Genomic DNA, 23573 nt, shown 5'->3' with positions numbered 1-23573 from the left:
CCCGCTGCGGGCGGCGAGGAGCACGAGGAGGAGACCCGTGGCGGAGTACACCCTGCCCGACCTGCCCTACGACTACAGCGCCCTCGAGCCGCACATCAGCGGCACGATCATGCAGCTGCACCACGACAAGCACCACGCCACCTACGTCGCCGGTGCCAACACCGCCCTGGAGCAGATGGCCGAGGCCCGCGCCAAGGACTCCTTTGCCACCATCACCGGCCTGGAGAAGAACCTCGCCTTCAACCTCGGCGGGCACATCAACCACTCCATCTTCTGGCCCAACCTCTCCCCCGACGGCGGCGACAAGCCCGTCGGGGACCTCGCCGCCGCCATCGACGAGCACTTCGGCTCCTTCGACGCCTTCCGCGCCCACTTCAGCGCCAACGCCCTGGGCATCCAGGGCTCGGGCTGGTCGATCCTGGCCTGGGACTCCGTCGGCTCCCGCCTGGTCATCGTCCAGCTCTACGACCAGCAGGGCAACGTCCCGGTCTCCCTGGTGCCCGTGCTCATGCTGGACATGTGGGAGCACGCCTTCTACCTGGACTACAAGAACGTCAAGCCCGACTACGTCAAGGCGTGGTGGAACATCGTCAACTGGGCCGACGTCGCCGCCCGCTTCGAGGCCGCCCGCACCCAGACCTCCGGCCTGGTCGTCCCGGTCTGACGCCCACCGCTGCCTGACCACGGGCGACCGGCCACCCGCGCGAGGGCGGCCGGTCGCCCGCGGTCACGCCGGGGGTGGTGCGGCCGCGACGACGAGCGCGGTGGCGATGGCGGCGACGCCCTCCCCGCGACCGGTCAGGCCGAGGGAGTCCGTCGTGGTCCCCGAGACCGACACCGGGGCGCCGCAGGCCGCCGAGAGCGCCGCCTCGGCCTCGGCGCGGCGGGTGCCGACCTTCGGGCGGTTGCCGACCACCTGCACGGCGACGTTGCCGATCTCGTAGCCGGCCTCCCGGACGCGGCGGGCGGCCTCGGCCAGCAGCACCACGCCCGCGGCGCCCGCCCAGCGCGGCTCGGCGGTGCCGAAGTGGGCGCCGAGGTCGCCGATGCCCGCCGCCGAGAAGAGCGCGTCGCAGGCGGCGTGGGCGGCCACGTCGGCGTCGGAGTGGCCCTCCAGGCCGCGCTCGCCCGGCCAGTCCAGGCCGGCCACGCGCAGCGGCCGGTCCGAGCCCTCGGGGGCGAGGGCGTGCACGTCGACGCCGACCCCCACCCTGGGGAGCCCGGGCGCGCTCACGGGAGCGCCCGCGCGGCGCTCTCCACCGCGAGCACCGCGGTGGCCAGCGCGAGGTCGAGGGGGCGCGTGACCTTGAAGGCCTCCTCATGGCCGGGCACGACGACCACGGGGGTGCCCAGCAGCTCCACCAGGGACGCGTCGTCGGTGGCCGCCAGGGCGGCGGGCAGGCCGTGCTCGTCGGCGGCCGCGTGCGCGCGGTCGAGGACCTCGCGCCGGAACCCCTGCGGGGTCTGCACCAGCCGCAGCGAGGTCCTGTCCAGAGGTCCCCCGCGCGGGACGCCCTCGACGTCGACGGCGCGGACCGTGTCGTGCACGGCGACCCCCGGGACCACCGCCGCGGCGCCGGCGCGGACCGCCGCGGCCACCTCGGCGACCTGCTCGGGAGGCGTCAGGCAGCGGGCGGCGTCGTGCACCAGCACCACATCGACGTCGTCCTGCAGGGCAGCGAGGCCAGCGGCCACGGAGGAGCGGCGGTCAGCGCCACCGGCGACGGCGCGCAGGGCGACGCCCTCGCCACCGGGGAGGCCGGAGACGAGGGCGAGCGACTCCTCCTCGCGCCCCTCGGGCACGACGAGCACCACCTGGTCGCACACCCCGGCGCGCAGGACGCGGTCAGCGGCGTGGGCGATCAGGGGACGCCCGTCGAGGACGACGAACGCCTTCGGTGACCCCGCCGCCAACCGGGTGCCGGACCCGGCGGCGACGAGGACGCAGGCCGTGCTCAGCTGGCGAGGACCTCGTCGAGCAGGGCCTCGGCGCGGGACTCCTCGGTCTTCTCCGCGAGCGCGAGCTCGGAGACGAGGATCTGGCGCGCCTTGGCCAGCATGCGCTTCTCCCCCGCGGACAGGCCGCGGTCCTGGTCGCGGCGGTAGAGGTCGCGGACGACCTCGGCCACCTTGATGACGTCACCGGACGCCAGCTTCTCCAGGTTGGCCTTGTAGCGGCGCGACCAGTTGGTCGGCTCCTCGGTGTACGGCTGGCGCAGCACCCCGAAGACCCTGTCGACGCCGGCGCGGTCGACGACGTCGCGCACGCCCACGAGGTCGCAGTTCTCCGCGGGGACCTCGATGGTCAGGTCGCCCTGGGCGACCTTGAGGCGGAGGTAGACCTTGTCCTCGCCGCGGATCGTGCGGTTCTTGATCTCTTCGATGAGGGCGGCCCCGTGGTGGGGGTAGACGACCGTCTCGCCGACCTTGAATGCCATCAGCAGCTCCCCTTTCGCGACCTCGAGCCTACCACGGCGCCGGGGTGGTCCGGCAGGCCGCGCGGCTCGTTCCCGCAGGTCAGGGCCGTGCGAGTGGTCTTGGTCCCCGGAGGCGCTCCCCGCCTGCGGGCTTGACAGGGCCGCCGTCGGCGTGCTGGGCCGGGCGCGGCCGCGGGTCGCCGGTAGGCTCCGCCGCGTGCACCTGACACGACGCGCCCTGGCCGCGAGCGCGCTGGCGCTGGCCTCCCTGACCGCCGCCACCGGCTGCACCGCCACCAACCGCCAGCAGACGCTGGACACCTACGCGCCCGGCGCGGTCGCGTCCACCTCGCTGGGCACCGTCCACGTGGGAGGGCTCTTCGTCGCCGCCGACGGGGAGGGCGCCGCCGCGCTGGTGGCCCGCATCGTCAACCAGGGCGACGACCCGGTGAGCGTCGAGATCTCGGACCAGGACGGCGGCTCCGGCCTGCAGGGCACCTTCGACGTCGAGCCGGGCACCACCTACGACGTCGGCCCCGGCGGCGACGACTCGGTCACCGCGTCCTCCTTCGACCAGCCGCCGGGCCAGGTCATCACCATGCGGGTCAGCGCCGGCGGGCAGGACCGCGACCTGGCCGTCCCGGTGCTCGACGGCACGCTGGAGCAGTTCGCCCAGTACGTGCCGACGCCCACGCCCACCGCCTCGCCCACCCCGCGCGACACCGGCGAGCCGTCGGCGACGGGCACCCGCACCGGGTCGCCGTCGGCGTCGGGCACCGACGCCCGCAGCGCCACGGGCGCCCCCGAGGGCGACTCCAGCGAGACCGCCAGCGGCTCGCCCTCGGACGGCTGAGCCGCCCGGCGGCGGACCGCCGGCGGGCAGGGGCCCCGGGAGCCGTCAGGCGCCCGGGGCCTCGACCTTGTAGCCCAGGCCGCGCACCGTCACCAGGAAGCGCGGGTCGGAGGGGTCCTCCTCCACCTTGGCGCGCAGCCGCTTGACGTGGACGTCGAGGGTCTTGGTGTCGCCGACGTAGTCCGAGCCCCAGACCCTGTCGATGAGCTGCCCGCGGGTGAGCACCCGCCCGGCGTTGCGCAGGAGCAGCTCGAGCAGTTCGAACTCCTTCAGCGGCAGCCGCACCGCCTCCCCGCGCACCGTGACGACGTGCCTGTCGACGTCCATGCGCACCGGCCCCACCTCCACCGCCGAGGGCAGGAGGTCCTCCGGCTCGCTGCGGCGGCGCAGCACGGCGCGCACGCGCGCCAGCAGCTCGCGCGCCGAGTACGGCTTGGTGACGTAGTCGTCGGCGCCCAGCTCCAGCCCGACCACGACGTCGACCTCGGAGTCCTTCGCCGTCAGCATGATCACCGGGACGGCGCTGCGGACCCTCAGCTGGCGGCACACCTCCGTGCCCGGCACGCCGGGCAGCATGAGGTCGAGCAGCACCAGGTCCGCGCCGCTCCTGTCGAAGGCGGCCAGCGCCGACGGACCGTCGGCGGCCACCTCCACCTCGTAGCCCTCCCGCCGCAGCAGGTAGGACAGCGGGTCGCTGAACGACTCCTCGTCCTCGACCAGCAGCACCCTCGTCATCCGAAGAACTCCTCCTGCTCGGTCTCGGCGCCCGCGCGAGCGGTCCGCCGCGGGGGCGCCTGCGGCACCCTCAGCGTGAAGGTGGAGCCCTGGCCCTCCTGGCTCCACAGCTGCACCTCGCCGCCGTGCCCGGCGGCGACGTGCTTGACGATGCTCAGCCCCAGCCCGGTGCCGCCGGTCTGGCGCGAGCGGGCGGGGTCGACGCGGTAGAACCGCTCGAAGATCCGCTCCCGGTCGGCCGGGGCGATGCCGATGCCCTGGTCGCTGACCGCCACCTCGACGGCGTCGGCGGCCTCGTCCACGCGCACCCCGACGGCCACGCGCGTGCCGGCGTCGGAGTAGCGGATGGCGTTGTCCACGAGGTTGCGCACCGCGGTGGTGAGCAGCTCGGCGTCCCCGACGACCTGCGCCCCGGTGTCCGGGCCGACCTCCAGGGCGATGCCCCGGGCGCCGGCCGTGGTGCTGCACCTGTCGACGGCCTCCACCACGACGGCGTCGACGTCCACCCGCTCGGCGGCGGCGAGCGGCTCGCCGTCCTGCAGGCGCGACAGCTCCACCACGTCGTGGACGAGGACGGCCAGGCGGCGGGCCTCCACCGCCATCCGCGCCGAGAAGCGCCGCACGGCCTCGGGGTCGTCGGCGGCGTCGGCCATGGCCTCGGCCAGCACCGACATCGCCCCCACGGGGGTCTTGAGCTCGTGGCCGACGTTGACCACGAAGTCGCGGCGCACCTGCTCCAGGCGGCGCGCCTCGGTCCTGTCGCTGCCGAGCACCACCACGTGCAGCAGCCCCAGCGGGGCCACGCGCACCGACAGCGCGCGCCGCGCGGTGCCGCCGGCCGGCACGCGCAGGTCGACGTCGACCTCGCGGACCTCCCCGTCGGCGCGCACCGCCCGCACCGCGGCGAGCACGTCGGGGTCCGTGACGGCCCCCCGTCGCACCAGGCCCACGGCGTGCGCCGCGGGCGAGGCGCGCACGACGGCGTCGGAGACGTCCAGGACGACGGCGGGCCCCCCGAGCACGGCCAGCAGCTCGGGGACGCCGGCGGGGAGGTCGCCGGGGACCGGCTGCGGCGCCTGGGCGGCCCCGACGTCGTCGCGTCGGACGGCGAGGGCGACCAGGCAGCCCACGACCAGCCCCAGCAGGGCGGCCGCCACGACGGAGGCCTGCACGCCCGCCAGCGTAGGGCCGCCCCGGCGGCGGCCTGAGCGGTGCGGGGCCCCGCAGGGCCGTGCGGGTGCCTGGTTGGCCCCCTGTTCACCGGACCACCTGGCGCCGTTCACCGAGCCGGGCCAGTCTCAGCGGGTCACACCCCCGCGCGCCCGCGGCGGGGGCGTCCCCAGCGTCAGGAGAGCACCCCCGTGCGCGACCTCTTCCACTCCGAGCTCGACCAGCTCGCTGAGCGCCTGCAGGAGATGTGCGGCCTCGTCGGCTCGGCCATGGGCAGCGCCACCCGCGCCCTGCTCGCCGCAGACCTCCGCCTGGCCGAGAGCGTCATCGCCGCCGACGTCCAGATCGACGAGGCCCAGCGCGAGCTCGACGAGCGCGCCGTCGCCATCCTGGCCCGCCAGGCGCCGGTGGCCACCGACCTGCGCGTGGTGGTCGCCTCCCTGCGCATGAGCTCCTCCCTGGAGCGCATGGGCGACCTGGCCCGCCACGTGGCGCTGCTGGCCCGGCTGCGCTACCCGCACACCGCCATCCCCGGCGACCTCGAGCTGGTCTTCGCCGAGATGGGCGCCACGGCCCAGCGCATCGCCTCCAAGGCCGGCCGCGTCATCGCCACGCGCGACCTGGCGCTGGCCGCGGAGCTGGCCAAGGACGACGACGCCCTGGACGACCTGCACCGGCAGGTGTTCGCCGCGGTCTCCAGCGACGGGTGGAGCGCCTCGCCCGAGACCACCGCGGACGTCACCCTCGCCAGCCGCTTCTACGAGCGCTACGGCGACCACGCCGTCTCCCTGGCCAAGCGCACCAGCTACCTGGTCACCGGCGACGTCGACGGCATCGGCGAGCCCGCGCCCACCGTCTGAGGCGCACGGCCTCACGACGACCGGACCCCCGGCCGCTGCGGCGGCCGGGGGTCCGGTGCGTGCGGGGTCGCGCGGGGGTCAGCGGCCCTGGTTGGCGACGGCGGCTGCGGCCGTGGCCGCGGCCTCCGGGTCGAGGTAGCGCCCGCCCGGGGTGGTCGGGCGCAGCTGGTCGTCGAGGTCGTACAGCAGCGGGATGCCGGTGGGGATGTTCAGCCCGGCGATGTCGGTGTCGGAGATGCCGTCGAGGTGCTTGACCAGGGCGCGCAGGGAGTTGCCGTGCGCGGCCAGCAGCACCGTCCGTCCGGCCTGCAGGTCGGGCACCACGGACTCGTGCCAGTACGGCAGCATCCGCGCCACCACGTCGGCCAGGCACTCGGTCAGCGGGGCGTCGTCGCCGAGGTCGGCGTACCGCGGGTCGGTGTCCTGGCTGAACTCGCTGCCGCGCTCGATCGGCGGCGGCGGCACGTCGTAGGAGCGGCGCCAGGTCATGAACTGCTCCTCGCCGAACTCGGCGAGGGTCTGCTTCTTGTCCTTGCCCTGCAGCGCCCCGTAGTGGCGCTCGTTGAGGCGCCAGCTGCGCCGCACCGGGATCCAGTGCCGGTCGCAGGCGTCCAGCGCCAGGTGGGCCGTCGTGATGGCCCGGCGCAGCAGGGAGGTGTGGACGACGTCGGGCAGCAGCCCGGCCTCGGCCAGCAGCTCACCGCCGCGCGCGGCCTCCGCGCGTCCCTTCTCCGAGAGCGGCACGTCCACCCACCCGGTGAAGAGGTTCAGGGCGTTCCACTCGCTCTCGCCGTGGCGCAGCAGCAGCAGGGTGCTCATGGGCGCGACCCTAGCCGGGGCGCCGGAACCCCGGGTCGGGCGCGGGTCGGGTGCGGGTCGGGTGCGGGTCAGGCGCTCGCGCGGCGCCGGCGGTCCAGGGCCGCCGCGTAGGTGCGCAGCACGCCCTCGGCGCTGGCGCCCCACCCGAACCGCTCGGCGTGCGCGCGGGCGCCGGCCGCCAGCCGCTCCCGCTCGGCTGGGTCGGCGGCGAGGCGCTGCAGGACGGCGGCCCACGCCCGGGGGTCGTGCCCGTCCACGAGGGCGCCGGAGGAGCCGTCGGCGACGGCGGTGACCAGGCCGCCCACGCGCGCCGCCACCACGGGCGTGCCGCAGGCCTGGGCCTCCAGGGCCACCAGCCCGAAGGACTCGTTGTGGCTGGGCACCGCCACGAGGTCCGCGGCGCGGAACCACTGGGGCAGCAGCTCGCGCGAGGCGGGCGGCTCGAACCTGACGACGTCGGGCACCCCGGGCACGCCGGCCAGCCCCAGGTGGCGCGCGAGGCCCTCGAGGTCCTGGGCGTGGCCGCCGACCCCGGAGCGCCCGCCCACCACCGCCACCACCAGCCGCTGGCGCAGCGCGGCGCCCTCGCGCCGCAGCAGCTCGGCGGCGGCCCGCAGCAGCACGTCGGGGGCCTTCAGCGGCTGGACCCGCCCGGCGAAGACCAGCACCAGCGCGTCCGCCGGCAGGCCCAGGCGGGCCCGCGCCGCCTCCCGGCCGCGGTCGGGGCCCTCGCCCGGGCGGAAGCGCTGCAGGTCCACACCGGGCGGCACCACGTCCACCCGCTCCGGTGCTGCGCCGTAGCGCCCGACCAGGTCCGCCGCCTCGTCGTCGGTGTTGGCCAGCAGCCGGTCCGCGGCCGCCACCACCTGCTCCTCGCCGATCACGCGCGCGGCGGGCTCGGGCGCGTCACCGGCCGCGAGATGGGCGTTCTTGACCTTGGCCAGGGTGTGGGAGGAGTGCACCAGAGGCACGCCCCAGCGGTCGGCGGCGAGGTCGGCCACCTGCCCGGACAGCCAGTAGTGGGAGTGCACGAGGTCGTACCAGCCGGCCTCGTGCCGGGCCTCCGTGCGCAGGACCCCGGCCGCGAAGGTGCACATCTGCGCCGGCAGGTCCTCCTTGGCCAGGCCCTCGAACGGCCCGGCCGCCACGTGGCGCACCAGCACGCCGGGTGCCATCTCGACCTGCGGCGGGGCCGCCGAGGAGCGGGCGCGGGTGAAGACCTCCACCTCGGTGCCGCGGCGGGCCAGCTCGGTGGCCAGCTCGACCACGTAGACGTTGAGGCCGCCGGCGTCACCGGTGCCGGGCTGGTCGAGGGGGGAGGTGTGCATGCTCACCATCGCCACCCGGCGGGGGGCGAGGCCGGTGGTGCGGCGCTGGCGGGCGCGGCGGGAGGGCACGCCGCGACGGTACCCACGCCCGGCGCCGCCGCCCAACCGGTCGTGCACGCCCGGACCACCGGTGCTCCCGCCCCTCCCTCCGCCTCCCCCCCCCCCTCCGCGACGATCAAGGGAGTTCGCGCACCCACCCGGCGTGCGCAACGTCCTTGATCGACGCCGGGAGGCGGGAGGGGGCGGGGCGGGGGGGCGGGGGCGGGTCCGCGTGGACCCGTCCGCGGGACGGGCCGGCGCAGCGGCCTGGCAGCATGCGGCCGCGTGCCCCCGCCCCCGTCCGCCCGGCGACCGGTGGGCCGGCCGACGCGCGGGACGACCGGCACCAACCGCCTGCGGCGCCTGGACCGGTGGGTGGCCGGCCCGGCGGCGCCGCTGCTGCGCGCCGCCGAGGACCCCCTAGTCGTCGACCTGGGGTACGGCGCCTCGCACACCACCACCGCCGAGCTCGCCGCCCGGCTGCGCGCGGTGCGGCCCGACGTGGAGGTGGTGGGCCTGGAGATCGACCCCGAGCGGGTGCGCGCCGCCGCGCAGGGCCTGGCCCGCGCCGGGCTGGGCGGCACGGGGGTGCGCTTCGCCCTGGGCGGCTTCGAGCTCGGCGGCCCCGGGGTGCTGGGCGAGCGGCGTCCGGTGGTGGTGCGCGCGGCCAACGTGCTGCGCCAGTACCCCGTCGAGGAGGTCGCGCCGGCCTGGCGGCTCGTGGCGCGGCGGCTGGCCCCGGGCGGGGTGCTGCTCGACGCGACCTGCGACGAGGTGGGGCGCCGGGCCGCCTGGCTCGTCGTCGGCGACGACGGCGAGCCGCGCTCGCTGGTGCTCTCGCTGCGCCTGGCGGGCCTGGAGCGCCCCGGCGCGGTGGCCGAGCGGCTGCCCAAGGCGCTCATCGAGCGCAACGTCCCCGGAGAGCCGGTGCACGCCTGGCTGGCCGCCCTGGACGAGGCGTGGGCGCGGGAGGCGCCGCTGGCGGTCTTCGGGGCCCGGCAGCGGTTCGCGGCGGCCTGCGCCCGCGTGCGGGCGCAGGGCTGGCCCGTGCAGGGACCGCCGGGGCGCTGGCGCCTGGGCGAGGTGGCGGTGGAGGCCTCAGCGGTGGGGCTGGGCGGGAGCGCGCCGCGCGGGACCGGTCACCAGCCGCCGTAGGGGCCGTTCGAGGTGCGGCCCCCGGGGCCCTGCACCGAGCGCAGCGCCGGGCGGACGTTGGTGAGGAACACCGCGGCGGCCGCGACAGCGATGATGGAGAGGAAGTTCAGGGGGCTCTGCAGCGAGACGAAGCCGACCGCCGCGGCCACCGCGGTGAGGGTCACCCACAGGCCCTTGGACCGCTTGCCCGCCGCCGGGTAGGCCTCCTTGCGGGCGCGGGCCGCCTCCACCAGCGCCCACACCTCCAGGCCGAGCGCCCCCACGCCCAGCAGGAGCATGACGAATCCCTGGCCGGCGCTGATGAGGTCCACCCCTGGATCGTAGGCGGCGCGCGCGGCTGCCTACCCCTGCGCGCGCGTGTCGAGCAGGATCGTGACGGGACCGTCGTTGACGAGCTCCACGGCCATGTCGGCCCCGAAGACGCCGGTGCCCACGCGCAGGCCCCGCGCGCGCAGGGCGCTGACCACGGCGGCGACCAGCGGCTCGGCCACGTCCCCGCGGGCGGCGCCGGCCCACGTGGGGCGCCGGCCCCTGCGGGTGTCGGCGAGCAGCGTGAACTGGCTCACCACGAGCACCGGTGCCCCCGCCTCGGCGGCGGAGCGCTCCCCGCGCAGCACCCGCAGCTCGGCCACCTTCCTGGCCACCTGCTCGGCGTCCTGGGGTCCGTCCTCGACGCCGACGCCCACCAGGACCACCAGCCCGGGCCCGTCCAGCGCGGCGACCTCCTCACCCCCCACCAGCACCCGACCCGAGGCGGCGCGCTGCACCACGGCCCTCACGCCAGCACCCCGCCGTGCGTCACAGCAGGCCCTCGGGCAGGGCCCGCGCCGGCGGCGGAGGAGCCTGCGGCAGCGGGTCGGGCAGCACGGCGCGCACCGCGCCGACGGGGCGCCCGTGCCCCAGCACGGCCACCCGCCCGACCTCCTCCAGCACCGGCGCGTCCACGCCGAGGGCGCGCAGCAGCGCGGCGAGGACCACAGGCCGGGGCCGGTCACCGCCGTCGAGCACCTTCAGCGCCACCCCGCGCCCGTCGGGCAGCCCCGCCGCGTAGACGCCCTCGGCGCCGTCCTTGGCCACCAGGCCGGGCAGGCCGGCCATCAGCGCGGTGACGTCGCGGCCGTCGCCGCCGACCATCTCGGGGTGGGCGCTCATGGCCCGGGCGACGGCGGCCTCGGGGCTGCCGGGCGCGCGCTGCGGCGCCGCGGCGATCCGCCCGAAGGCCCGCGCCAGGCCCGACAGGGGCAGGGAGTGCAGCGGCGCGCCGCACCCGTCGACGGTCGTCAGGTTGTGGGCGCTGGAGCCCAGGTCCGCGACGGTCGCCCGCACCTGCCGCTGCAGCGGGTGGCCCGCGTCGAGGTAGGTGCCGGTGTCCCAGCCCGCCGCGACGCAGGCCGCGAGCATCAGCGCGTGCTTGCCCGAGCAGTTCTGCGCCAGCGGCTGCGGGCCGTTGCCGGCCGCGCGCCAGGCCGCGGCCGCCTGCGCTCCGAAGGGCGCGTCGGGGGTGTTCCGCAGCGCCGACGGCGCCAGGCCCGCCCGGGCGAGCAGCTCCAGGACGCCGTCGAGGTGGCGCTGCTCCCCGCTGTGGCTGGCGCAGCCCAGCGCCAGCAGGCGGCGGGAGGCGTCGTCGTCCCCGGCGAGGTCCGCACCCGCCTGCAGGCAGGCCACGGCCTGCAGCGGCTTGAGGGAGGAGCGCGGCCACACCCGGGCGTGGGGGTCGCCCACCCCCGCGACGGCCTCGCCGTCGGGCGCGGTCACCACCGCGTGGCCCAGGTGCACCGACTCCACGAGCGGGCCGCGCACGACGGCGGCCAGCGGCGCCGCGCGCCCGGCCAGGGACAGGTCCAGCGGCTGGGGCACCACGGCAGCATCCCGGATCGCGCCCGCGGCGGTGACGGCGGGCCGTGCGGTGGTGGAGAGTGCGGGGGTGGCGCGCGCGCGGGGACGGCTGGCGGTGGCCGGCGCCGTCGCCGCGGTGCTGGCGGTGGCCCTGGAGACCACCGCCGTGGCGGTGCTGCCGCCCGGCCTCGCGGTGGACGTGCTCACGGCGGTCCAGCTGGCGGGCGTGGTCGGGGTGCTCGCCGGGCTGGTGCGCCGCCGGCCCGCGCGCCCGCTGGTGTGGGTCGCGCTGCTGGCCGCCGCGGCCTTCTACGGCGCGGCCTGGTGGGCGGTCGTGCTCGACGCGGGCGGTCTGGTAGTGGCGCTGGCCTGCACCGGCGCCTTCCTCGCCCTGGGGCGCGTGGTGGTGCTCGTGGGCCTGCAGAGCGAGCAGGACGCCGCCGTCGACGCGGTGGACGTGGCGCTGCTGGCCACCGCCGCGGCGTCCTCCTCGCTGACGCTGGTGGCGGTGCTCCACACCGGCGCGCGCGGTGCCGGCGCCACCGCGGAGGCCTGGCTGGCGGCGCAGGCGGCAGGGGTGGTGGTGGTCGCGGCGGCCGCGGCGTGGGCGGTGGTCACCGGCCGCCTGCGCTCCCCGGCGGTGCGCCTGCTCCTGGTCACCGCGGGCGCCGTGCTCGTGTGGCACCTCGCCGCCATCGTCGCCGCCCTCGGTCCGGGCTACGCGCCCGGGTCGGCCGCGGACGCCGCGCTGGTCCCCGCCTGGTCGGCCTTCGCCGCGGCGGCCTGGCACCCCTCGATGCGGGCGCTGGGACGACCCGTGGCGCCCTCGGGACGGCGCTTCCCGGCCACCCTGGCCGTCCTGGGCGCCGGGGTCACGCTGGTGGTGCTGCCGGGGCTGTCCCGCTGGACGGACGCCGCCGAGCCGACGCCGGTGCTCCTGGCCGCCTCCGCGGCCACCGTGGCCCTGCTCGTGCTGCGCCAGTGGCTGGCCACCCGCAGCGCCCGCCGCGGTGCCGGCGTCGACCCCCTGACCGGTCTGGGGACCCGCCGCAGCCTCCTGCAGGCCCTCGCCGGCAGGCTCGCCGACCCCGGCAGCCCCCCGGCGCTGCTGTGCGTGGTGGACCTGGAGTCCTTCGCCGACGTCAACGCCACCCGCGGGCACGCCGCCGGGGACCAGGCGCTGGCCGTGGTGGCCGAGCGCCTCGAGCGCGCCGCCCCGCCCGGCGCGCGCACCTACCGCACCAGCGGGGACGGCTTCGCGGTGCTCGCACCCGCGGACCCGTCCGCCGGCGGGCGGGCCGGGCGGCGGCCGGGCGGTCGCGCTCGCGGGCGGGACGGTCAGGCGGACGCCGCGCCCGGCGAGGAGACCCCGTCGGCGACGGCGCGGCACCTGCTGGAGGCGCTCGCGGCGCCGGTCGACGTGGCGGGCGGGCAGGTCCGGCTGCGCGGCCGGGTCGGGGAGGTGCTGCTGCCCGGCAGCCCCGCCGACGACCCCGACGACAGCGCCGCGGTGGCCATGACCGCCACCGCCCAGCTCGGCGACGCGGAGCTGGCGCTGGTGGAGGCGCGGCGGCGGCGGGAGCCGGCGCTGCGCGCCACGCCCGGCCTGCTGGCCGAGCGGCACGACGAGCGGGTCCTGGCGGCGCGCCTGCCGGCGGCGCTCGCGGGGGGCGAGGTGGTGCCCCACTACCAGCCGATCGTCAGGCTCGGGCCGTGTGCCGGCGCAGACCGCGTCTCCGGCCACGAGGCGCTGGCGCGCTGGGAGCACCCGGGGCGCGGCACGCTCGGAGCCGACCGGCTGGTGCCGCTCGCCGAGCGCCTGGGCGTGGTCCGCGACGTCGACGAGGCCGTGCTGAGGACCGCGCTGCGCGAGTGCGCCCGCTGGCGCGCCGGGGGGTCGGGGGACCTCACCGTCTCGGTGAACGCCTCGGCCAGCACGCTGCTGCGCCCGGACCTGCCCGCCGTCGTCCTCGACGCGCTGGTGCGGGCCCAGCTGCCGGGCACGGCCCTCGTCCTGGAGATCACCGAGGGGTCGTGGCTGTCGGACCGCGAGCGCATCGCGGAGCGGCTGCTGGTCCTGCGCGAGCACGGCGTGCGGGTGGCCGTGGACGACTTCGGCACCGGGTACGCCTCGCTGGACTACCTCGTGAGCTTCCCGGTGGACTCCCTGAAGGTCGACAGGTCGCTGGTGAGCCGCCTGGAGGAGCCGGCGTGCGCCCGGCTGCTGGCGGGGGTGGTGCACATCGCCCGCGACCTGGGCGTGCTGGCGCTGGCCGAGGGAGTGGACACCGCGGCGCAGGTGGAGGTGGCCCGGGAGCTGGGCTTCGGAGCCGTCCAGGGCCACGCGGTGGGCGCCGCGGCCCCCCGCGCGCGGACCTCCGACCCGCCGTTGGCCGAGTCGGCGCCGTGAGCCGCCGTGAGCCGCCCTCAGCCGCCGGACGCGGCGCGGCGGCTCAGCCGAGGCGGAGGCGGCGGCCCAGCTCCTCGGTGAGGCGGCTCTCCACCTGCTGCACCCGGCGGCGCGTGGTCGACAGGCGCTGCTCGATGCCCCGCAGGTGCTCGATGGCGTCGGCCAGCCCGGCCTCCGACAGCTCGGAGGGGGCGCTGGTGCGCACGTCGGCGACGGCCAGCTCGGCCTCCCGGCGGTGCTCGCCGATGCGGCTCGGCTCCACGGAGAGGAACCTGCCGATGCCCCGGGTGCTGCGCGTGTCGTCGGCCAGGACCCGTGACAGCGCCTCGGCCAGCTCGGCGTCGCTGCGTGCCGAGCCCCGGCCGGGCGAGGGGCGCTCGCCGGTGCGGTGGGCCCGCTCGGCCTCCAGGAGGTCGAGCCGGCCCTGCAGCAGGCGCCTCACGTAGGAGAGGTCGGCCTCCTCCTGCTGGGCGTCGTCGCGGCGCGCGCGCAGGGCGGGCTCGTCGAGGGAGGCCAGGTCGTCGCAGAACGCGGGGTCGAGCACGTGGTCGAGACGTCGGCGTCCGCCCGGCCGGTAGTCCAGCGTCATGCACCGAGGGTAGCCGCGCGAGGCCCTCGGTGAGCGGCCCTCGGCCCGGCGCGCCCCCTGCGACGCGCCGCGGCGCGCGCCGCGGGGGTGCGGCGCGCCGCGTGGCACCGCCGTCGCGGGCCCGCGGGGCCCCACCATGCGGGGATGACACCGTGGCAGCGTGGCCCCGGAGCTGAACCGGGTGACCTCTTCCTCGACCCCGCCCTGCCCGACCTCGAGCGGGTGGTCGTCTCCTGCGGCGCCTGGACCGCCGAGGCGACCCACGTCTGGACCGGCAGCGGCTGGTCCAGGCTCCTCACCAGCCCCGTGCGGCTGGTGCCGGGCGCGCCGCCCCCCGGGCGCGCCGAGGCTCCCGGCCAGGAGCCGGGCGTCGTCGTGGAGCTGCCGCGGCTGGCCTCCTGAGCCGCGCGCGGCTGCGGGACGTCAGGCGACGCGCCGCAGCCGCGCGGACAGGCGCGGGTGGAGCGGCTCGGTGGAGCCGGCCACGTCGAGCACCCACAGCAGGTCTCCCTCGACCTGCCCGAAGGTGCGCTTGGCGGCGGTGTAGTCGCTGGCGCCAGCGGTGCGCACCACGGCGTCCGTGACCATCTCCACGCGCGTGCCGAGGACCCTGCCGACGAGCACCTCGACCACGCCCGTGGGGTGGGCGAGCAGCAGCTCGACGTCGACCCCCGGCGTGCCCGGGGAGGACTGCTCCGCGGAGGTGCGCCAGTACCCGGTCTCGGTGTCGAGGGGGTCGGTGCGCCGGCCCTCCTCGTCGAGGCGCCACACCCGGGAGGTCCACGAGAGGAACCCGCGCTCGTCGGCCACGACGTCGACCTCCTGGCCGACCTGGGCCTCCCCGGTCTCGGGGGAGGCCATCACCCCGGCACCCGCCCAGCGGCCCACGAGCCACTGCAGCGGGACGAGGGAGGCGGGCAGGGTGCCGTCGATCTCGAGGGGCATCCGGGCGGCTCCCCTCAGCGCTGGCCCTTGAAGAGGCGGAAGACGACGTAGAAGGAGAACCAGATGATCACGACGCTGCTCAGGACGAGCAGGCTCAGGTAGAAGATCTCCAGCGCCTCGATGCTCACAGGGCGAGCCTACCGGGGAGCGGCGGTCCCCCTCGGGCGTGACGCGGCCGGGGTGCCGGCCCGGCGCGGCGCGCGACACGCCGACGGCCCGTCGAGGAGTTCCCGTGCGCAGCGTCACCAGGCGCCTACTCTCAGCAGGAGATCACGGTGGCCGGCGAAGACGGGGTGGCGGACGTGGAGCTCCTGCTGGTGAGCGGCGCCTGGGCGCTGGGGTCGGTCGTCGTGGCGCTGGGCGTGGGCGCGGTGGTCGCGCGGGCGGAGCGCCCCGCGGAGCCGGTGCTCGCAGCGGCGGCGATGGAGTGCGCCGGCGGGGCCCGCGCGGTCCCCGCCGCGGCGGCGAGCGCCGCGGTGCCCGCCGGGCCGGTGGCCGCGACGGCCTCCTGAGCCGGGCGCTCCCGGACCGGGGTCGGCTCCGGACGGCCTCCCGCGGCCGGGGGCTCAGGCCGTCGGGGGCTCAGGCCGTCGGGGGCTCAGGCCGTCGGCCGCCGCGGAGGCGCCAGCTGCGGGCGCGCGTGCGCCGGGGCGGTGTCGGGGTCGACGACCACCTCCTGCGCGGCCGCCACGCCGTCCACCGACAGCCGCGCGCCCACGGGCGTGCTCCGCTTGACCAGCGCCAGGGCGACGGGCCCCAGCTCGTGGTGGCGCACCGAGCTGGTGAGGTGGCCGACCGCGCGGCCGCGGTCGACGTCGAGGACCTCCGCGCCGGGGGCCGGCAGCGCGGCGCCCGAGCCGTCCAGGTGCAGCACCACGAGGCGGCGCGGCGGGCGCCCCAGGTTGTGCACCTTCGCGACCGTCTCCTGCCCGCGGTAGCAGCCCTTGGACAGGTGCACCCCGGTGCGCAGCCAGTCGACCTCGTGCGGGATGGTCCGCTCGTCTGTCTCGGCGCCCAGCCGCGGCCGCCACGCGGCCACGCGCAGCGCCTCGGAGGCCCACGTCCCGGCCAGCGGCCGGTCACCGACCGCGGCCACCAGCTCCGCGCGGGGCACGAGCACCTCCCGCCAGGGCCGCTCGGCGCCCGGGTGCTCCTCGTCGGCCGGTCCGTAGCGGGCCGACGCCGGTGCGGTGCGCGGCCACGGGTCCACCCAGGCCAGCGGCTCGCCGGGCAGCGACTCGCGGCCCACCGGCTCGCCCAGCACCGCCCAGACGTCCGTGACGTCGGCGACCTCCACGCGCAGCATGAAGCGCATCGAGTCGAGCCAGGCGGCGGCCGGGGCGCCCTCGCCCGGCTCGAGGACCAGCCAGGTGGCCTCGCCGTCGTCGACGACGTGCAGCGCGTGCTCCACACGGCCCTCGGGGCTGAGCAGCAGCGACTCCACCGACGTCCGCGGCGGCAGGTCGAGCAGGCGCTGGGAGGTGAGGGAGTCGAGCCAGCGCAGCCGGTCCGGGCCCGAGACCCGCACCACGCTGCGGTGGGACAGGTCGACGACGGCGAGGCCCTGCTCGAGCAGGCGCTGCTCGCGCACCGGGTCCCCGTAGTGCCAGGCGACCCCGGCGTCGGCGCCCTCCGCCTCGACGGCTCCGGGGCGGTCCAGCAGGGGGCTGCGTCGGGTGCTGCTCACGCCGTGTGCAGCGCTGCGCGCGCGCCGCTGCTTCCCGGCGCCGTCGTCCTGCCCGGCTCCCCGGGCCGGCGACCTCGGCGGTGGCGCGGCGTCAGCGCGCGTCGGCGGGGCGGCGGCGGGGGACCTCGCGCGCCGCGGGGGCGGCGTTCTGGCGCGCCGAGGGGTCGAGCGCCATCTGCACGAGCCTCACCACGACGAAGGCCGCCAGCACCAGCAGCAGGAGGGGCAGGAGGTCCACCCCTCGACAGTCGCAGACCGGGGCCCGCCGGGCCCGGCGACACGCCGTGGGCGCGCCCGCCGCCGCGGCGCGCCGCGCCCGCCGGCTCAGCCCACGAGGACCGGGCCGAGCAGCCCGGCCACGGCCCCGGCGGCGGCCACCGGCGCCGCCGCCCGTCCCAGCGAGGGCAGCGCCCGCGAGGCGGGCGCCAGCGGCGCCAGCACGAGGGCCACCAGGACGACGACGGCGGCGAGCGCGAGGCCCAGCACCGCTCCGCGGCCGGCGGGCGCGGCCGCGAGCAGCGCCCCCACCGCCCCGGCGCCCGCCCCGGCGGCCAGGGCGGCCAGCGCCACCAGCGGGCGGCGCACCGGCAGGGCGCTGGCCAGGGCCGCGGCGGCCGCGGCGGCCGCGGCGGTGCTCACGGCGGCGGCCCCGGGGCTGGCGGCTGCCGCCACCCAGCCGCTGGTCAGCCCCGCCAGCAGCAGCCCCGTGACGGCGCCGCCGAGGCCGTCGACGACGCGCGGCCGCAGGTCGCGCCGCAGCATCTGGTGGGCGAAGGCGCCCAGGACGGCGACGGCGAGCACGACGGGCAGGGAGCGCAGCGGGGCCCGCCCCTCGTCCAGCAGCGCGGTGATGGCGGTGGCCAGCGCCGCGAGCACGCCGGTGGCGCCGACCACCGCGGCGCTGCCGCGGGGGCTGGGCAGCAGGAGCAGGCCGGGCCAGCCCAGGGCCAGCGAGAGCGACACCAGCACCGCCGCCGCCGCCGCGGGCGCGGTGCCGGCGAGCCCGGCGAGGGCCAGCAACCCGGCCAGCCCGGCCGCGACGAGCGCCGAGCGGGCGGACGGGGTGGCTCGGCGCGCGGGTGTCACCCCGGGATCGTCCCACCGGGCGGTGGGCGCCCGGGACGCCGCGGGGTGGTGGCGCCGGGCCGGCCGGATGTCGCAGACCGTGGCGGCGGGGCGTCCAGGTCACCTATCGTTCACCTCGTCGTAGCGACGTCGCACCGGCGCGGTGCACTGCCGCGGTGGTGCGACCCGTCCCCGGAGGACGCCGTGGCCCAGCTCCTGCTGCTGACGAACGCGCTCGCCCCCTCGGCCGAGGTGCTGCCCGCGCTGGGGCTCCTGGCCCACTCCGTGCGCGTGCTCCCGGCGGAGCCCGCCGCGCTGGTCGACGCGCCCCCGGCGGACGCGGTGCTGGTCGACGCCCGCCGGGAGCTGGCGGCCGCCCGCTCCCTGTCGCGGCTGCTGCGCACCACGGGGGTCAGCTGCCCGCTGTTCGTCGTGCTGACCGAGGGCGGGCTGGCCGCGGTGGCCGCCGACTGGGGCGCCGACGACGTGCTGCTGGACACCGCGGGCCCGGCCGAGGTCGAGGCCCGCCTGCGCCTGGCCGCCGGGCGTGCCGCCCTGGCCGACTCCGGCGACGACGCCCCCGAGGAGATCCGCGCCGGCGACGTCGTCATCGACGAGTCGACCTACACCGCCAAGGTCCGCGGGCGCGTCCTGGACCTGACGTACAAGGAGTTCGAGCTGCTCAAGCACCTCGCGCAGCACCCGGGGCGGGTCTTCAGCCGCGCCCAGCTGCTGCAGGAGGTGTGGGGCTACGACTACTTCGGGGGCACCCGCACCGTCGACGTCCACGTCCGGCGCCTGCGGGCCAAGCTGGGCCCGGAGCACGAGCAGCTGATCGGCACCGTGCGCAACGTCGGGTACCGCTTCGTGCCCGCCACCCGGGAGCGGCGCGAGCTCGACCTGCGCGCGGACGACGCGGTGCCGGACGGTGACGGCGCCGTCGCCGACCGCTGAGGGCCGGCGCGGCCGGCGCCCGGGCCCCGCGCCGGCGGGCTGGCTGCCGGGCGCGCCGGCGGCCCCCTAGCCTGCGGGGGTGCCCGACACCGCCCGCGCTCCGGGGGAGGGGCCCCCGAGCTCCCTGCCCGACCTCACCGACGAGCAGGCCGGCGCGGTGGAGGCCCTGGTCTCGCGCGCCGCTGCCGCTGACGGGGGGCACCCGCTGTCGGAGGCCTCGCTCCTGGCGCTGCGCGCGCCCGCCGGGTCCGCCCGCCACCTGCTGCTGGCCGGGTCCGGCGGCGCGGTCGTCGGCTACGCCCAGTTCCCCCGCGAGGGCGGGGCCGAGCTGCTGGTGGACCCGGCCGAGCGCGGCCGTGGGCTCGGGTCCCTGCTGGCGGAGCACCTGGAGCGGCTCGCCGGGACGGAGCCGCTGGCCGTGTGGGCGCACGGGGGCGCGCCGGCGGCCGCAGCCCTGGCGCGCCGCCGCGGCTACCGCGCCGTGCGCGAGCTGCAGCACCGGCGCCGCCCGCTGGGGACCGCGGCACCGCTGCCGCCGCTGGAGCTCCCCGACGACGTCGCCGTGCGCGCCTTCGAGGTGGGGCGCGACGAGGCCGCGTGGCTGGAGCTGAACGCCCGAGCCTTCGCCGACCACCCCGAGCAGGGCCGCTGGACCGCCGCCGACCTCGCCGCGCGCCAGGCGGAGCCGTGGTTCGACCCGGCGGGGCTGCTGCTGGCCCTGGACGCCCAGCACGGGCGGCTGCTCGCCTCCCACTGGACCAAGGTCGAGGGCGGGGCCGGCGAGGTGTACGTCGTGGCCGTGGACCCCGCCGCGCAGGGCCGGGGGCTGGGCCGCGCCGTCGTGCTGGCCGGGTTGCACCACCTCGACGCCGCCGGGTGCTCCTCGGCCGAGCTGTACGTCGAGGCCGACAACGCCGCGGCGCTGCGGCTGTACGAGCGGCTGGGCTTCGAGCTCGACACGGCCGACGTGCTCTACCAGCGCGGCACCGCAGGCCCGGGGGCGGGCTGAGAGGATGGGCCCATGGCGAGCACGACGAGCGAGCAGCCCGCGCCCGGGCTCGCGCCCTCACCCGGAGCAGCGGCGGTGAGCGACGGCGAGCAGCCCGCAGCGGTGGCCGGCGCGGCCCCGCAGGGCGGCGCCGGCTCCGGCCCCGCGGACGCGGCCAGCGACCTCGAGGCGGTGCTCTCCGAGCACCTCGCGGCCGAGGACGACGTCGAGGAGCGCACCGGGGCCGTCGAGGAGGTCGTCGAGTCCGAGGAGCCCGAGCCGCTGCCGCAGGACCGCTTCCTCGACCGCGAGCTCAGCTGGCTGGCCTTCAACGAGCGCGTGCTGGAGCTCGCCGAGGACCCCGCCGTCCCCCTGCTCGAGCGGACCAGGTTCCTGGCGATCTTCGCCAGCAACCTGGACGAGTTCTTCATGGTGCGCGTGGCGGGCCTCAAGCGGCGCATCGCCGCCGGCCTGGCGGTGACCGCCGCCAGCGGGCTCGAGCCGCGCGAGGTGCTCGCGGCCATCAGCGAGCGCGCGCACGAGCTGGTCGAGCGGCACGCGCGCGCCTTCACCGAGCAGGTGCGCCCGTCGCTGGCCGAGGAGGGCATCAGGATCGTCGCCTGGGAGGAGCTGGAGGGCTCCGAGCAGGACCGCCTGCACGAGTTCTTCCGCGACTCGGTCTTCCCGGTGCTCACGCCGCTCGCGGTGGACCCGGCGCACCCGTTCCCCTACATCTCCGGGCTGTCGCTGAACCTGGCTGTGGTGGTGCGCAACCCGACCACGGAGAAGGAGCACTTCGCCCGCGTCAAGGTGCCGCCGCTGCTGCCCCGCCTGGTGCGCGTGGAGCAGCAGGGCAAGGGGGGCTCCCCCTCGCGCGCGGCGCGCTTCGTGCCGCTGGAGGTGGTCATCGCCGAGCACCTGGACCAGCTGTTCCCCGGCATGGACGTGGTGGCCCACCACACCTTCCGGGTCACCCGCAACGAGGACCTGGAGGTGGAGGAGGACGACGCTGAGAACCTCCTGCAGGCCCTGGAGAAGGAGCTGCTGCGCCGCCGCTTCGGCCCCCCGGTCCGCCTGGAGATCACCGAGGAGGCCGACGACCACGTCCGCGAGCTGCTCGTGCGCGAGCTCGGCGTGGACGACGCCGAGACCTACGTGCTGCCCGGTCCGCTCGACCTGCGCGGGCTGAACGCCGTCGCCGACCTGGAGCGGCACGAGCTGAGCTACCCCACCTTCGTGCCCAAGACCCACCGCCACCTCACGGACGGGCGCGAGTCGAGCCAGCCGCGCAGCATCTTCACCGCGGTCCGCTCGCGCGACGTCCTGCTGCACCACCCCTACGACTCGTTCTCCACGTCGGTGCAGGCCTTCCTGGAGCAGGCCGCGGCCGACCCCAAGGTGCTGGCCATCAAGCAGACGCTGTACCGCACCTCGGGTGACTCACCCATCGTCGACGCGCTCATCGACGCCGCCGACGCGGGCAAGCAGGTGCTGGCCCTGGTGGAGATCAAGGCGCGCTTCGACGAGCAGAACAACATCACGTGGGCCCGCAAGCTCGAGCAGGCCGGCGTGCACGTCGTCTACGGCATCGTCGGCCTCAAGACCCACTCCAAGCTCTGCCTCGTCGTGCGGCAGGAGGGTGACCGGCTGCGGCGCTACTGCCACGTCGGCACCGGCAACTACAACCCCAAGACGGCGCGCCTCTACGAGGACCTGGGGCTCCTGACCTGCGACGACGAGGTGGGCGAGGACCTCACCAAGCTGTTCAACCAGCTGTCGGGCTTCGCCCCGCGCACGCGCTACTCGCGGCTGCTCGTCGCGCCGCGGTCGCTGCGGCGCGGGCTGGTCCAGCGCATCGAGCGCGAGGCCGAGCACCACCGCGCCGGCCGTCCGGCCCACATCCGCATCAAGGTCAACTCGATGGTCGACGAGGCCGTCATCGACGCCCTCTACCGCGCTTCGCAGGCGGGGGTGCCCGTCGACGTCGTCGTCCGCGGGATCTGCGCGCTGCGCCCCGGCGTGCCGGGGCTGTCGGAGACCATCCGGGTGCGGTCGGTGCTCGGGCGCTTCCTCGAGCACAGCCGCATCTTCGCCTTCGAGGCCGGCGGTGAGGCCGAGGTGTACATCGGCAGCGCCGACATGATGCACCGCAACCTCGACCGCCGCGTCGAGGCGCTGGTGCGCATCCGCGACGTCGAGCACCAGCGCGCCCTGGTCGACCTGGTCGACCTCGCCTCCGACGCCGGGACGGCCAGCTGGCACCTCGGCCCGGACGGCCACTGGCAGCGCGCGGCGGTCGACGCCGACGGCGAGCCCCTGCTCGACCTGCAGGAGTTCCTCATCGCCGCGCGCACCAGCCGCCGCACCCGCCGGCGTTGAGGGGGCCGCGATGGCTCCCCACGGCGCTGCGGCCGGCCAGCCGGAGCAGCCCGACCGGCTCGACGCGCTGCCCTCGGCGGTGCCCGCCGCCGTGCAGCACGCGCGCTCAGCGGCGCGCGTCGCGCACGGCGGCGCCGAGCACCAGCACGTCCGCGAGCCGCGTGACGGCTCCGAGCCGACCGGGCACCAGCCGCCCCTGCCCCTGGTCCGCGCGGCCGGCGCCCTGTGCTGGCACCGCGCCCCGGACGGCGGCCTGAGGCTGCTGCTGGTGCACCGCCCGCGCTACCGGGACTGGTCCTGGCCCAAGGGCAAGCTCGAGGGCGCCGAGCCGCCGCCCGCGGCGGCGGTCCGCGAGGTGGCCGAGGAGACGGGTCTGAACATCCGCCTCGGGCGCGCCCTGCCCAGCGCCCGCTACGCGCTGGGCGCTGACGCGACCAAGGAGGTGTCGTACTGGGCCGCCCACGTGCCCGGCGACCACCACCCGCTCCCCCCGCGCCCGGCGGAGGTCGACCGCACCGAGTGGGTGACGCCCGACGAGGCCGACGCCCGCCTCACCCGTCGCGGTGACAGGGTCCAGCTGCGCGCGCTGCTCGGCGCCGACCGCGCCGGTGCGCTGGACACCTGGCCGCTGGTGGTGGTGCGCCACGGCCACGCCCACCCGAAGACGGCGTGGGGCCGCAGCGACGACGAGCGGCCGCTCGCGGCCCCCGGCCGGCGGCAGGCGCAGAGGCTGCCCGAGCTGCTCACCGCCTGGCAGCCCCACCGGGTCGTCAGCAGCCCCTGGCGGCGCTGCGCCGACACGGTGGCGCCCTACCTCGAGGCCACCGGCGCCAGGCTGAAGACGCGGGGCCGGCTCACCGAGGACGGCCACCGCCGGGACCCCGACAAGACGGCCAAGCTCGTGCGCAAGCTGCTCGGCAAGCAGCGCCCCGTGCTGCTGTGCACCCACCGCCCGGTGCTCTCGACGGTGTTCGGCGAGCTCGCCGAGCACGCCGCCGACGACGTGGCCGGCACGGTCCCGCAGCACGACCCCTACCTCAGCCCCGGCGAGGTGCTCGTCGCGCACGTCGCGCGCAGCACCGGGCTCGTGGTGGCGGTGGAGCGGCACCCCGTCCCCGCCGGCTGACCGGGCCGACGGGGGCAGTCCGCCGGTCGGCGCACAGGGCCCGTCCGGAAGCCGTCAGGGACGCTCGGAAGCCCGTCAGGAGACCGTCAGGACCCGCGTGCCTCCCACGCCGGCGGTGGGTGGATGGCTCCCGTGCCTGATCTCGCCTTCGTCGCGCTGACCGTCGTGGTCTTCGCCGTCCTGGCCCTGCTCGTCAGCGGCCTCGAGCGCCTGGGGCG

Annotated in this window: 26 protein-coding genes; 11 read left to right on the top strand and 15 right to left on the bottom strand. The window is 77.6% G+C overall.

Going from position 1 to position 23573, the window contains the following annotated elements:
• The first annotated feature begins 37 nt into the window (after nt 1-37).
• Nucleotides 38-664, top strand: coding sequence for a superoxide dismutase (locus ACUN9U_RS02030; RefSeq protein ID WP_445483260.1), 627 nt, complete (start codon nt 38-40; stop codon nt 662-664).
• A gap of 63 nt (nt 665-727) precedes the next feature.
• Here the strand turns inward: ACUN9U_RS02030 and ispF are convergent, their stop codons facing one another.
• Genes ispF through ACUN9U_RS02015 form a run of 3 tightly spaced genes read right to left on the bottom strand, consistent with a single transcriptional unit; the run spans nt 728 to nt 2438 of the window.
• Nucleotides 728-1234 carry a 2-C-methyl-D-erythritol 2,4-cyclodiphosphate synthase gene (gene ispF, locus ACUN9U_RS02025; protein ID WP_445483259.1) on the bottom strand — a complete coding sequence of 169 codons (507 nt, stop codon included), beginning with the start codon at nt 1232-1234 and terminating at the stop codon, nt 728-730.
• A complete protein-coding gene (gene ispD, locus ACUN9U_RS02020; RefSeq protein WP_445483258.1) occupies nt 1231-1914 on the bottom strand; it encodes a 2-C-methyl-D-erythritol 4-phosphate cytidylyltransferase in 684 nt (227 codons plus the stop codon). Before ispD ends, ispF begins: the two co-directional genes overlap by 4 nt.
• Before the next feature lie 41 nt (nt 1915-1955).
• A complete protein-coding gene (locus ACUN9U_RS02015; RefSeq protein ID WP_139714448.1) occupies nt 1956-2438 on the bottom strand; it encodes a CarD family transcriptional regulator in 483 nt (160 codons plus the stop codon).
• Between the two features lie 196 nt (nt 2439-2634).
• Here ACUN9U_RS02015 and ACUN9U_RS02010 point away from each other — a divergent pair, with 196 nt between their 5' ends.
• Nucleotides 2635-3270, top strand: coding sequence for a hypothetical protein (locus tag ACUN9U_RS02010; RefSeq protein WP_445483257.1), 636 nt, complete (start codon nt 2635-2637; stop codon nt 3268-3270).
• A gap of 45 nt (nt 3271-3315) precedes the next feature.
• On the opposite strand, the gene ACUN9U_RS02005 is transcribed toward ACUN9U_RS02010, so the two are convergent.
• Nucleotides 3316-4005, bottom strand: a complete 690-nt coding sequence (locus ACUN9U_RS02005; RefSeq protein ID WP_186715913.1) for a response regulator transcription factor — start codon at nt 4003-4005, stop codon at nt 3316-3318.
• A complete protein-coding gene (locus ACUN9U_RS02000) occupies nt 4002-5177 on the bottom strand; it encodes a sensor histidine kinase (protein ID WP_445483256.1) in 1176 nt (391 codons plus the stop codon). Before ACUN9U_RS02000 ends, ACUN9U_RS02005 begins: the two co-directional genes overlap by 4 nt.
• A 189-nt stretch (nt 5178-5366) precedes the next feature.
• Between ACUN9U_RS02000 and phoU the strand changes: the two genes are divergently transcribed.
• The gene (gene phoU / locus ACUN9U_RS01995) at nt 5367-6035 is read left to right on the top strand and encodes a phosphate signaling complex protein PhoU (protein ID WP_445483255.1); all 669 of its coding nucleotides are present in this window, start codon (nt 5367-5369) and stop codon (nt 6033-6035) included.
• A gap of 78 nt (nt 6036-6113) precedes the next feature.
• On the opposite strand, the gene ACUN9U_RS01990 is transcribed toward phoU, so the two are convergent.
• On the bottom strand, nt 6114-6854 hold the full coding sequence (locus ACUN9U_RS01990; RefSeq protein WP_445483254.1) for a phosphoglyceromutase: 741 nt from the start codon (nt 6852-6854) through the stop codon (nt 6114-6116).
• A gap of 68 nt (nt 6855-6922) precedes the next feature.
• Entirely contained in the window at nt 6923-8191 is a 1269-nt protein-coding gene (mshA, locus tag ACUN9U_RS01985) for a D-inositol-3-phosphate glycosyltransferase (protein ID WP_445483491.1), read from the bottom strand.
• Between the two features lie 315 nt (nt 8192-8506).
• Between mshA and ACUN9U_RS01980 the strand changes: the two genes are divergently transcribed.
• Nucleotides 8507-9376, top strand: a complete 870-nt coding sequence (locus ACUN9U_RS01980) for a class I SAM-dependent methyltransferase (RefSeq protein ID WP_445483253.1) — start codon at nt 8507-8509, stop codon at nt 9374-9376.
• On the opposite strand, the gene ACUN9U_RS01975 is transcribed toward ACUN9U_RS01980, so the two are convergent.
• Genes ACUN9U_RS01975 through ACUN9U_RS01965 form a run of 3 tightly spaced genes read right to left on the bottom strand, consistent with a single transcriptional unit; the run spans nt 9361 to nt 11236 of the window.
• Nucleotides 9361-9687, bottom strand: a complete 327-nt coding sequence (locus ACUN9U_RS01975) for a DUF2516 family protein (protein ID WP_445483252.1) — start codon at nt 9685-9687, stop codon at nt 9361-9363. The genes ACUN9U_RS01980 and ACUN9U_RS01975 overlap by 16 nt on opposite strands.
• A gap of 30 nt (nt 9688-9717) precedes the next feature.
• A complete protein-coding gene (dtd, locus tag ACUN9U_RS01970; RefSeq protein ID WP_445483251.1) occupies nt 9718-10155 on the bottom strand; it encodes a D-aminoacyl-tRNA deacylase in 438 nt (145 codons plus the stop codon).
• Nucleotides 10156-10174: 19 nt separating this feature from the next.
• Nucleotides 10175-11236, bottom strand: a complete 1062-nt coding sequence (locus ACUN9U_RS01965; protein ID WP_445483250.1) for an asparaginase — start codon at nt 11234-11236, stop codon at nt 10175-10177.
• A gap of 64 nt (nt 11237-11300) precedes the next feature.
• Between ACUN9U_RS01965 and ACUN9U_RS01960 the strand changes: the two genes are divergently transcribed.
• The gene (locus ACUN9U_RS01960) at nt 11301-13622 is read left to right on the top strand and encodes an EAL domain-containing protein (protein WP_445483249.1); all 2322 of its coding nucleotides are present in this window, start codon (nt 11301-11303) and stop codon (nt 13620-13622) included.
• Between the two features lie 43 nt (nt 13623-13665).
• Here ACUN9U_RS01960 and ACUN9U_RS01955 read toward each other — a convergent pair whose 3' ends face one another.
• The gene (locus ACUN9U_RS01955; RefSeq protein WP_445483248.1) at nt 13666-14211 is read right to left on the bottom strand and encodes an RsiG family protein; all 546 of its coding nucleotides are present in this window, start codon (nt 14209-14211) and stop codon (nt 13666-13668) included.
• Nucleotides 14212-14355: 144 nt separating this feature from the next.
• On the opposite strand from ACUN9U_RS01955, the gene ACUN9U_RS01950 reads away from it, so the two are divergent.
• Nucleotides 14356-14613 carry a hypothetical protein gene (locus tag ACUN9U_RS01950; protein WP_445483247.1) on the top strand — a complete coding sequence of 86 codons (258 nt, stop codon included), beginning with the start codon at nt 14356-14358 and terminating at the stop codon, nt 14611-14613.
• Between the two features lie 21 nt (nt 14614-14634).
• Here the strand turns inward: ACUN9U_RS01950 and ACUN9U_RS01945 are convergent, their stop codons facing one another.
• Nucleotides 14635-15156 (bottom strand): FABP family protein, encoded by a 522-nt coding sequence (locus ACUN9U_RS01945; protein ID WP_445483246.1) that lies wholly within the window; start codon nt 15154-15156, stop codon nt 14635-14637.
• Between the two features lie 275 nt (nt 15157-15431).
• On the opposite strand from ACUN9U_RS01945, the gene ACUN9U_RS01940 reads away from it, so the two are divergent.
• The gene (locus ACUN9U_RS01940; RefSeq protein WP_445483245.1) at nt 15432-15668 is read left to right on the top strand and encodes a hypothetical protein; all 237 of its coding nucleotides are present in this window, start codon (nt 15432-15434) and stop codon (nt 15666-15668) included.
• Between the two features lie 86 nt (nt 15669-15754).
• Here ACUN9U_RS01940 and ygfZ read toward each other — a convergent pair whose 3' ends face one another.
• The 3 genes from ygfZ to ACUN9U_RS01925 all read right to left on the bottom strand — a co-directional run bounded on the left by ygfZ (nt 15755) and on the right by ACUN9U_RS01925 (nt 17929).
• Nucleotides 15755-16843, bottom strand: a complete 1089-nt coding sequence (ygfZ, locus tag ACUN9U_RS01935; protein ID WP_445483244.1) for a CAF17-like 4Fe-4S cluster assembly/insertion protein YgfZ — start codon at nt 16841-16843, stop codon at nt 15755-15757.
• 91 nt (nt 16844-16934) lie between these two features.
• Nucleotides 16935-17081, bottom strand: coding sequence for a hypothetical protein (locus tag ACUN9U_RS01930; RefSeq protein ID WP_445483243.1), 147 nt, complete (start codon nt 17079-17081; stop codon nt 16935-16937).
• 86 nt (nt 17082-17167) lie between these two features.
• A complete protein-coding gene (locus tag ACUN9U_RS01925; protein ID WP_445483242.1) occupies nt 17168-17929 on the bottom strand; it encodes a hypothetical protein in 762 nt (253 codons plus the stop codon).
• A gap of 183 nt (nt 17930-18112) precedes the next feature.
• Between ACUN9U_RS01925 and ACUN9U_RS01920 the strand changes: the two genes are divergently transcribed.
• The 4 genes from ACUN9U_RS01920 to ACUN9U_RS01905 all read left to right on the top strand — a co-directional run bounded on the left by ACUN9U_RS01920 (nt 18113) and on the right by ACUN9U_RS01905 (nt 23355).
• The gene (locus ACUN9U_RS01920; RefSeq protein ID WP_445483241.1) at nt 18113-18862 is read left to right on the top strand and encodes a winged helix-turn-helix transcriptional regulator; all 750 of its coding nucleotides are present in this window, start codon (nt 18113-18115) and stop codon (nt 18860-18862) included.
• Nucleotides 18863-18941: 79 nt separating this feature from the next.
• The gene (gene mshD, locus ACUN9U_RS01915) at nt 18942-19871 is read left to right on the top strand and encodes a mycothiol synthase (protein ID WP_445483240.1); all 930 of its coding nucleotides are present in this window, start codon (nt 18942-18944) and stop codon (nt 19869-19871) included.
• Between the two features lie 12 nt (nt 19872-19883).
• The gene (locus ACUN9U_RS01910; RefSeq protein WP_445483239.1) at nt 19884-22229 is read left to right on the top strand and encodes an RNA degradosome polyphosphate kinase; all 2346 of its coding nucleotides are present in this window, start codon (nt 19884-19886) and stop codon (nt 22227-22229) included.
• Between the two features lie 10 nt (nt 22230-22239).
• Nucleotides 22240-23355 carry an NUDIX hydrolase gene (locus tag ACUN9U_RS01905; RefSeq protein ID WP_445483238.1) on the top strand — a complete coding sequence of 372 codons (1116 nt, stop codon included), beginning with the start codon at nt 22240-22242 and terminating at the stop codon, nt 23353-23355.
• The last annotated feature ends 218 nt before the right edge of the window (nt 23356-23573 follow it).

The sequence above is a fragment of the Quadrisphaera sp. KR29 genome, assembly GCF_052644995.1.
This window is presented reverse-complemented; position numbering and strand designations above follow the sequence as displayed.